Origin of the sequence: Microbacterium sp. GbtcB4 (genome assembly GCF_019091465.1) — a bacterium.
Lineage (GTDB): Bacteria > Actinomycetota > Actinomycetes > Actinomycetales > Microbacteriaceae > Microbacterium > Microbacterium paraoxydans.
Genome location: NZ_JAGXJJ010000502.1, coordinates 1 through 239, shown reverse-complemented (window position 1 = coordinate 239; position 239 = coordinate 1). Strand labels below are relative to the sequence as shown.

Below are 239 nucleotides of genomic sequence, written 5' to 3'. Positions count from 1 at the left end.
CACGGGCGGGGGGTTCCGGGCGGGAGGGGCGGACCGCCGCTCGCAGCACGGGGCCTATGCCGTCCCCGGCGTCGTGTGGGGAAGCCCCCAGTGCACCGGCGACGGGGTGACGGCGACCGACGGAGGCGCACACCTCACGATCAGCGCGGAATCCGTCCTGGCCGTCGAGCTGCGCAACCCGACCACGCTCTCCCCGCCCTCCCCGCCCACGCCGCCGACCACGGTCGAGCCGCCGTCCC

1 protein-coding gene is annotated in these 239 nt (G+C 77.4%); it reads left to right on the top strand.

The genetic code is table 11. From position 1 onward, the window contains the following. Positions 1–239, top strand: a 239-nt coding sequence (locus KVS71_RS18615; protein WP_217585277.1) for a hypothetical protein, incomplete at both ends; no start/stop codon positions are given.